Consider the following 9,264-nt stretch of genomic DNA (forward strand, 5'->3'; position numbering starts at 1 on the left):
AACAGGAGGACACCACCCCCGCAGAACTCACCGCCTGACCGAACAACCGATCACGCGGTGACCAACTCCGTTACACCACACCCCAGGACTTGACCCTCGGCGTAGATGGGCGAGACTGCTCATGTGGATGGTGTCGTCGCACGTCGCGGTTGCTATCGGCCGACTTTCGCCGGGGCGATATCGCTCGGTTGCCAGAGGGTCGCTCGCGCGTCCCGGGATCGATCGAAATCCTCTATTGACACTGCGTGAGCAGCACCACATACTCATACCCTGAGTATCTGGTACTTGCAGTAGTGCACAAGGAGGTGCCGTGAGCAGGGTGCGCTCGATAATGACCCGACGAGGTACGTCATACCGGCGAAGCCATTCCGATCATTCGGAGAACGAGCTATGCCGGATCGTCGACACTTTCCTAGCGGGCGCGCCAGTTGCGTTGCGGAGCGATACTCTTGGTTAGGACGGGAATCTGTGGTAATGCCTGAACGTAGCGCGCTATCGACGTCGACGAGGTTGCTCAGGGAAAACTTTTCCGAAACCGTAGTGTCGGCGCTCAGAACTTTTGGCCGGTCGACGCAGATGGCTTCTGAGTCGGCTGCGGGAGCAGTAAGCGATATCGTTCGTTTGAGATTCCAGTGGCGAGAGGCACTGAATCAAGCTTGGTATCTGATCACCGTTACTGCGATTCCGGCCATCCTGATGGCCGTGCCTTTCGGTGTCATCGTTTCCGTCCAGGTCGGAAACTTGATTCATCAAATCGGGGCGGACTCCCTGCTCGGTGCCGCTGGTGGATTGGGTGTGATCAAACAGGGCGCCCCCATGGCAACAGGGCTGCTGCTGGGTGCGGCCGGAGCGGCCGCAATCGCGGCGGATCTGGGTGCACGTAACATTCGCGAAGAAATCGATGCCATGCGAACGATGGGCATCAGCCCCTTGCACCGACTCGTTATTCCTCGGATGGTGGCGATGGTTTTCGTCGCGCCGATGCTCAATATCTTGATCATCTTCACGGGCGTGATAGCTGGATATGCGGTCGCAATCGGCCCCCAGGGAGTGACCCCCGGCAGCTACTGGGGAACGTTCGGCTCTTTCACCGTCGTCGCGGACATCGGTGTCTCGATAGCCAAGTCCGTGCTGTTCGGATTCATCGTGGTCGTGATCGCGTGCCAGCGGGGGCTCGAAGCAAAAGGCGGTCCGCGCGGAGTGGCGGATGGCGTGAACGCGGCTGTAGTTCTCTCCGTAGTTTCCATCGCCATCACGAACCTCATAATTACTCAGCTGGTGTCGATATTCCTTCCGACGAGGCTGGCCTAGATGTCGGAGGTAAAGGTTACTCCACCCCGGCTGGCGAGGCTCAGGAGAAGAATAGCGCCGTTCGGAGCGCGCATCGCGCCCCTGGAGTCGATCGGTTTCGTACTCGCGTTCGTTTGGGAGGCGCTGTCCGCGATCCCGTTCACGATCAGGCGATATCGAGCCGAGACTATGCGCGTGATCACGGATATGACATGGGGCCAAGGGTCCATTATCGTCGGCGGTGGAACTGTACCGATGCTGGTGGTACTCGGTCTGGTGATCGGAGGCTCGGTCGGTGTAGAGTCCTTCACCACTCTCAACCTGATCAGCATGGGGCCGGTGACCGGCATCGTTTCGGCCTTTGCCAATACACGGGAACTTGCACCGATTGCTGCGGGCGTCGGGTTCGCCGCACAAGCCGGATGCCGTATTACGGCCCAAATCGGCGCTATGCGGATCTCCGAGGAGATCGATGCACTCGAGTCGCTTGGACTGCGATCGATACCGTTCGTTGTGACCACCCGGGTCATCGCCGGGGCCGTGGCAATCATTCCGACATTCTTGATCGCCTTGATCCTGAGTTATGCCGCTTGTCGCGCGGTGATCGTGCAACTTCATGGCCAAGCCGCCGGTGTCTACGATCACTATTTTTATCAATTCATCAGCGGCTGGGATGTGACGGCCTCGGTGATAAAGGTTCTCGTATTCGGGACGGCTGTGATTCTTATCCACAGCTATCATGGGTTCTTCGCCGTTGGTGGGCCAGAAGGCGTCGGAATCGCATCTGGACGTGCTGTCCGAGCAAGCTTCGTGGCAATCATCGGTTTGGATATGGTGTTGACCCTCCTCCTGTGGGGCGTCAACTCCTCCATCGAATTTACGGGGTGAGAAACGATGTCTCGCTATGAAACGCCGGGTGTGTCGACATCGAAGCGGTCATCGGTCATGCTGGGTGTTCTCGCCGTGATCACAGTGATCGTAGTAGCCTTGACCTGGACTGTTGTGATGGCCCTACAGGATGATAATCGAATAGTGGTACTGCTGCGTACCGAGTCCATCGGCGACGGAATCACCGTCGGAACACCCGTTCGATTCGACGGTATCGAGATAGGTGATGTTTCGGCGATCGAATCGGACGATGGGGCGAAACAATTGATTCTCAGACTGGAAAGCGCCGAATCGGCAGGTCTCACGGACGGGCTATTCGTCGACTACTCGCCATCGAACTTGTTCGGCATCAGTGAAATTGCGCTGAAACCAGGTGATGGTGGGGCTCCATTACGGGATGGCAGTATCGTCGATTTGACGGGGCCGCGAGCCGACCGGCAACGAGACGCAACGATGGGTGTTCTCATCCGCAGCGTAGCTCAAGCAACTGGAGACATTCTCGTCCCGGAATTGACCGAGATCCTGACACGGGGCGCGACAATAGCCCGGCAATTCACACCTCTCATGGAGGCAATCGTTGTATCCAGCCGGAACATTGCTGAAACCCAGACGATGCCGATATCGCAGCTGCTGGACCAATACGGTTCCATGCTAGTCGGGACTGCATCGATGATCGACGGTACGGTCGGCCTCATAAATCGGCTCACCACGATCGAGATCTTGAATACAGATCGTGAGCTGTTCGATACGACTGTCAATACTGTAGGTCGGGAGTTCTTTCCTGGGCTGGCGGAAACTCTATTCGCGGCTCAGGGTCATCTGTCGGACTATGCGGCTATGCTCGCTCCGGTTCTGTCAACGGCCACTAAAATGGTACCTACCCCCGGCGCCTCGAGCATGCAGCTCACTGAACTCCTATCACGTCTAGACCGATCATTCACGTCGACTCCAGACGGTCCGATTCTGAACATCGAGTTGGTTCTCGATATGGTTCCAGCGTTCACCGCGTTCTTGCCGGGTCTTCCGCCGACATCCAACATCGGAGGTGGCCGATGACAAGACAGCGAAGTTTTCTGGCGACCAGCGCAAAACTTATCGTGTCTGCCGTCGTGATCACTGTGCTGCTCGCGATCATCGTTCAGACGGTGCAACGCCCCGTATCTGGAGACGTGGTAGAATTCTCGGCTGAATTCGTCGACGCGAACGGCCTCAAGGCCGGCGACGATGTCCGTATGGATGGTCTTCGAGTTGGCGAGGTACGATCGATTACCTTGGATGCCAGTGGTCGAGCGGTGGTTGGATTTGCGGTCCAGCGCAATCACCCGATCTACGAGAACACTGTGCTGGCGATTCGCTATCAGAACCTCGTAGGACAGCGATATCTCGATGTTCAACAATCATCGCCGACCACAGCGGAGTTGACGGCCGGACATAAGATCGATATTGCCAACACGATCCCGTCGTTCGACATTACGGATTTATTCAACGGCTTACAACCGGTACTCGCAGAGCTGTCGCCCGAAGCGGTGAACAAGTTCGCAGAGAACATGATCGCTGTCATCGAGGGAGACGGAGCGGGCGTCGGTTCCGTCCTCGACTCTATCGAAGCCTTGTCCAACTATGCGCTGGACAGGCAAGCGGTAGTCACCGTTCTGGTCGGAAATCTCAAAGAGATATCCGACCATATCGGTGGCCGATCCTCGCATCTCGTCCGACTTGTCTCGGAGCTGGCCTCGGTTGTGTCCACGTTGCGTAGCAAGGTGGATGGAATTGTCGAATTCGCCCTCATGGCACCAGACGTGATCGCGCCATTGAACGGCCTTCTCGAGGCCTTCGGCTTGACGGCCGGACCTAACGCCGATGCCGATGCCCTGTTGGGGGCAGTATTTCCGGACCCGGAACAGGCGGTCGAGGTGCTGCGGAAGCTGCCGGCCGTTCTCGAGACACTGAATGCGTGGGTTCCCGCCGATGGACCGGTCATCAATCGTAACTGCTCGAACGGCAACGCCGAAGTTCCGGCGCCGTTACATGTGTTGATCAGTGGGCAAAGGATCTCGATATGCGAGCGGTGATCAGTAAGCTATTCCGTGTTCGCGGGGGTACCGCGTTGCAGACGGTGAGTGCTCCCCTTCGAAGCATGGACCGAGAATTGCGCTGGGCTGCCGTCGGGGCCGCAGTGATGGGAGCGGTCTTGACGGCGAGCGTAGTAGTCTACGTAGTACCTTTCGACGAGTCCACATACTGGGCGGAAATGCCGGAAGTGGGCTCGGTCAAGGTTGGCGATGACGTCCGAATCGCGGGTGTGCCGGTTGGTGCGGTGAAGTCTATCGAGCTGAGCCGAAGGAACGTTCGAATGAGCTTCACCGTCGACAGCGACATCTTCATCGGTGACCAGACGAGTCTCGATATCCGTATGCTGACACTGATCGGCGGCCGCTACCTCGCGGTGACGCCGGCGGGGAATTCTGCGTTACACTCGTCCATTCCCGCCGAGAGGGTCCATCTTCCGTACAGCTTGGGTCGGACTTTTGAGGACGCGATTCGGCCGATCGATGATATCGATGGCGATACGTTGCGGCAGAATTTGACGAACATGAACGCTGCGATTGCCAGTGGACCGTCCGGCATTCGCCGAGCAACAGAGGCATTCGGATCTCTGGTCGACATCCTCGACCGCCAGAACCGTGACATTTCGGACACGCTCGCGATGGCGGACGAGTATCTCGGCGCGATCAACGAGTCGAAGGCGACACTCGGCGGAATGATCGACAGCGTCAATCTGATGGAGACAGTGGGCCTCGACAAAAAGGCCGAGATCTACGAAGCCGTCCGGCTGATGGACGAGCTTCTCGCGCGTATCGCGGGCCTCGAGCCGGCGTATCGATCCAGGTTGCAATCCGTTGCGCGAGCCCTGGCCGACGTCATCCCTGAGCTGGAACGTCTGGGTGAAGAAATGGGACAGGTTGTCACGAATACGCGCGACCTACTGGCGCGGCTCCAGCCGATCGCGTCGTCGAAGGATGGGCTCGTGGTCGACCAATCCGCGACAGTTGTCCAGGTACCGTCGGTGTGTATTCCGGTCCCCGGAAAGGAGTGCTGACGATGAATAAGCTCTTGGCGTCCCGGGGTCTCATGTCCGTTCTCGGTGTCGCGGTCGTATGTGCAATTCTGATCGTCGGATACTTCGTGATCATCGAGCCTCCCAAGAGGATGCGTAGCTATTGCGCGAATATGCCGGATGCAATCGGCTTGTACGCCGGGAACCATGTCACCATGCGAGGGGTCAGAGTCGGCTCGGTGACGCGTATCGAACCTCATGGTGACATGGTCCGTGTCGAATTCGAGGTAGAGGTAAGCCATTCGCCCCGCGGTCAGGTGTCAGCTACCACCGTATCCGACACAATCGTCGCGGACCGATCGCTTGCATTACTCGATGACAGCGAAGCCGAGCATGAATGGGATTCTGGACAGTGCATTACCCGTACACTGACGCCAAAGAGCATGTCGCAGACTATGAATGCGCTGGGCAACCTCGCTGCAGAGATCACCGATGGAAATGATTCGACACAGCGTGAAAGGCTTGCGGATGAGCTCGCGGCCTTAGATGCCGCATTATCCGGAACAGGACCTGAAATGAATGATACGATCCTCAAGTTGGGTCGTGCTCTCAATTCCCCCAATGCTGCTATCGGGCATATCGGTGCGCTCATCGACTCACTGCGATCATTATCGGACAGCATGGCCGGCGGATGGGGCGATATCAAGGCCATGATCACGCGTCTGGCTCCAGGTCTCGAAGTGATCGATCATGGCATCTTTGAGCGCACCGTGTCGATTATCGATTCGTTGCGGATCATTGTGCCATGGTTGAACGAGATTACTTCAATGTTTGGTGACCAAATTCTCGAAGCGCTGAACGCGACAGTCCCATTAGCGCGTCTCGCCCGTGCAAATATCGGCTCATTACAAGAAATAATCGACCTGACGCCACCGCTGGTGCAGGCTTTTCAGAGGGCGACGGCGCAGGAGGGTGGTTCACCGATCCTGACTTACGCGGCGCCTCAGCTGCCGCCGGCGGACGCAGAGCGGGTATGCGCGGCCATCGAGCGTGTCGTGCCAGGTAGCTGCAAGTCCGCTGAGAACGGGTTGGAGAAAGTTTCGGTTCTTCCGTTGATATTCGGGACGGCAGGTGCGCGGTGATGGTTCTGCGACGAGTCGTATGGGCGCGATCTGCTCGTGAGCGTGGTGGTCGGTTCATCGCTGCGGCCGCGGTGGCAATGGTGTGCATAGTTCCCGGATGTGGATTCGATCCCGCGGAGGTTCCCGTTCCGGGGACCGGAATTTCTGGAGACCGGTACGGTATCCGGATTCTGTTCGCTGACGCCTTGAATCTGCCAGCGCGAGCGAAGGTTACAGTCGATGGTCTGCGAGCAGGGGTCGTGCGCGATGTGTCACTGGTCGACGCGGGCAAGGACCACGACGGGTATGTTGCCGTCGATGTCGACCTGATGGCGTCGGTTCGATTGCCGGTCGGCACCACCGCTGAACTCCGCCAGCCGACGATACTTGGCGATGTCTCCATCGCGCTGATGACTCCGCCGACCGGCACGCAGGATGCCCTTCCCCCGGGGGCCACCATCGGATTGGACAAGACGAAGCCGCTGCTGCAGGTTGAGGACACCATGAACGTACTCGCGACCTTCGTCCAAGGAGGAGGGATTCAACAGGCTCAGGAGATAATGAACCGCGTGAACGGGGTGCTGCCGATGGACACTCGGCAGACTGCTTCGATATCCGAGGTAGTCGGTGCGGATATCATTGACCTGGCCAACCACCTGGATGCCGTCGACGCAATGCTGAACGGTCTGCGCGCGAACACGGACGTGGTGCAGCGTCGAACCCCTGAATTGGAGTATTTGCTGACGGAGTCGGGGGTGAGTCAGGCCGCTGCTTCGATGACTTCCATGATCGGGTTGATCACGTTGTACGACGGATTCAAATTGCTCACAGAATCTCTCCGGTGGGTCGGCCCCCTGGCGCAATCGGGCAATGAGGCCGCACGTGCCTTCGTGCCGCTATTGTTCACTCGCCGCCCGCTTGATCTGAACGCCCCCTCGAATTTGAACAAAGCCGTGGCCATTTTGCGCGAAAAGGTTATTCCGTTTGTTGAGCGCGGTCCGAAGGTTAATATTGTAGGCATTGAAGGCGTCGGCCCCATATCGGACGACGATCGGATAGACAGTATTCTTGCGTCGCTGCGGATGATCGGAGTGGTTCGATGAAGTCGAGTTCCGTGCTATCCCTGGTGTCGATCGGAATCGTGCTGGTTTTGGGCACCGCATACCTAGCATTCGGTGTGCTTCGAGTTGATTGGTTTTCTGGCAGGACTGTTGTGACCATGGCTCTGCCGAGGACCGGGAGTTTGCTACCCGGTTCCCCGGTCCTGTTGAGAGGAGTGAAGGTAGGAGAGATCGACTCTATCGACAAGGCCGAGCGTGGTGTCGAATTGGTGCTGGGTCTCGATCCCAAGTACAGGGTTCCTGCGACCGGCAGCGCTACTGTTGAGGACCTTTCGGGGTTGGGGGAGCCCTATATCGAGTTCGTACCGGATACTGATGCCGGGCCCTACCTGGCCGACGGTCAGCGTATCGACGCGGTTGAAGTGGTTCTACCCCGCTCGATACCTGATGTGGCGCATACTGTCACCCATCTGGTCGAGCAACTGAACCCACAGGCGATCAGCAATATCGTCAAGACCTTGGATCAGACGTTGTCGGGAACGGAAGCCGTGATGCCGCGTCTGGCGGCATCGACAACGCTGCTTTCGGAAACGATTCTGAGTAGGTCACCCGAAATCCGTAATATCTTGACGAATTTGCAAACAATGGGTGCTGATATGGAGTGGGCCGAGGAGTCGATGACCGCCGCCGGCCCTCTGTGGGAGGAAGCCGGAGCGTGGGGCGCACTCATCGCGGACTCTCTGGCGCGACTGTCTCGAATCGGCAATATGCCCGGGGACTATATCGAAGGAAACGGACTTATTCCCTTCCTTGATAAAGTGACGTCTTACATCAATGAGATCGGCCCCGATCTTCGTGATCTGGTCCCGGCGGTACAGCCACTGGCGGAAAGCGCGTCGAACTCCATGGCGCAAATCAACATAAGCGACCTGATAGATCGTGCACTCAGTGTCACGGGGGACGGTGCTTTGCGAATGCGGATCGCCGTCAAATAGATGTGAAAGAACGAGAGACACCGGAGCTGATTATGCCCACAGAAGATTCTCATGATACCGACCGCGAAGCTGCGGAAGAAAAGCCGGTTGACGCGGGTGTGCCTCGGACGTCGGTCAAGGGTGGCTCGAGCGCACGCGGGTCGGAGAGGTCGTTCTCGATAAGCCTGCGTTCTCTGGCCTTGGGAACCGCAGTAGCCCTCCTTGTTGTCGCGGTGGCCGTTTCGATTCCGTTGTGGCTCTCGGCTAGGAGCGAGTTGAAAGATCGGGACGCTGTCGTAGCCGCGGAGAAGCGCGCCGAAGAAGTAGCGTCTGAGTATGCAGTCGGAGCCTCGAATATCGACTATCAGAATTTCGACCAGTGGGTTCGTGGTTTGAAGTCCAACGTCTCGCCCGTTCTTGCAAACAAGTTCGATGCCACTGCTCCGCAGCTGAAAGAAATTGTGCTGCCACTGAAGTGGAGTTCTAGTGGAGTTCCCATCGCGGCGACAGTGCGCTCCGAACGATCGGGTGTCTACGTCGTCAACGTGTTCCTGAATGTGACATCGAAGAGTGCGCAGATACCGGAGGGTGCGCAAACGACTGTTACCTATACCGTAACAGTTGACAAGAATCTGGATTGGAAGGTAACAGATGTCGGTGGTGTCGACTCGGCACTCCCGGCCAAATAGTCACCGGGGTTTTTCGACGTTGAGGAGCTTGGAATAATGACTTCGATTTCCAGCGCGGGTGTTCCCTGCCGCCGACTCGCTCTCACACGGTTGCGTCCGGCAGGGTGGTGTATCAGCCGGATCGTCCGGTGTGACCGGCGTGTCGTAGCCGGAAAGGAGATGGCCACCGCGTGATCCTTCAAG

Annotated in this window: 9 protein-coding genes; all 9 read left to right on the top strand. The window is 57.8% G+C overall.

Annotated elements, in window-relative coordinates; all coding sequences use genetic code 11:
• Nucleotides 1-474: 474 nt before the first annotated feature.
• The 9 genes from DFR74_RS34910 to DFR74_RS34950 all read left to right on the top strand — a co-directional run bounded on the left by DFR74_RS34910 (nucleotide 475) and on the right by DFR74_RS34950 (nucleotide 9,081).
• Entirely contained in the window at nucleotides 475-1,311 is an 837-nt protein-coding gene (locus tag DFR74_RS34910) for an MlaE family ABC transporter permease (protein ID WP_043737830.1), read from the top strand.
• Nucleotides 1,312-2,178 carry an MlaE family ABC transporter permease gene (locus DFR74_RS34915; protein WP_036542649.1) on the top strand — a complete coding sequence of 289 codons (867 nt, stop codon included), beginning with the start codon at nucleotides 1,312-1,314 and terminating at the stop codon, nucleotides 2,176-2,178.
• Nucleotides 2,179-2,184: 6 nt separating this feature from the next.
• Nucleotides 2,185-3,234, top strand: coding sequence for an MlaD family protein (locus DFR74_RS34920; protein ID WP_084538260.1), 1,050 nt, complete (start codon nucleotides 2,185-2,187; stop codon nucleotides 3,232-3,234).
• Nucleotides 3,231-4,250: an MlaD family protein gene (locus DFR74_RS34925; RefSeq protein WP_014349805.1), complete on the top strand. Its 1,020-nt coding sequence runs from the start codon at nucleotides 3,231-3,233 to the stop codon at nucleotides 4,248-4,250. The genes DFR74_RS34920 and DFR74_RS34925 overlap by 4 nt, the downstream gene beginning before the upstream one ends.
• 65 nt (nucleotides 4,251-4,315) lie before the next feature.
• Nucleotides 4,316-5,278 (top strand): MlaD family protein, encoded by a 963-nt coding sequence (locus tag DFR74_RS34930; protein WP_048833144.1) that lies wholly within the window; start codon nucleotides 4,316-4,318, stop codon nucleotides 5,276-5,278.
• 2 nt (nucleotides 5,279-5,280) lie between these two features.
• Complete coding sequence (locus DFR74_RS34935) at nucleotides 5,281-6,378, top strand: MlaD family protein (protein ID WP_138445784.1); 1,098 nt, start codon at nucleotides 5,281-5,283, stop codon at nucleotides 6,376-6,378.
• Nucleotides 6,379-6,455: 77 nt separating this feature from the next.
• Nucleotides 6,456-7,460: an MlaD family protein gene (locus DFR74_RS34940; RefSeq protein WP_036542657.1), complete on the top strand. Its 1,005-nt coding sequence runs from the start codon at nucleotides 6,456-6,458 to the stop codon at nucleotides 7,458-7,460.
• A gap of 116 nt (nucleotides 7,461-7,576) precedes the next feature.
• On the top strand, nucleotides 7,577-8,413 hold the full coding sequence (locus DFR74_RS34945; protein WP_228792446.1) for an MlaD family protein: 837 nt from the start codon (nucleotides 7,577-7,579) through the stop codon (nucleotides 8,411-8,413).
• A 32-nt stretch (nucleotides 8,414-8,445) separates the two neighbouring features.
• Nucleotides 8,446-9,081, top strand: a complete 636-nt coding sequence (locus DFR74_RS34950; RefSeq protein WP_178128354.1) for a hypothetical protein — start codon at nucleotides 8,446-8,448, stop codon at nucleotides 9,079-9,081.
• Nucleotides 9,082-9,264: the final 183 nt, after the last annotated feature.

Source organism: Nocardia puris, from assembly GCF_003315035.1.
In the GTDB taxonomy this organism is placed as follows: Bacteria; Actinomycetota; Actinomycetes; order Mycobacteriales; family Mycobacteriaceae; genus Nocardia; species Nocardia puris.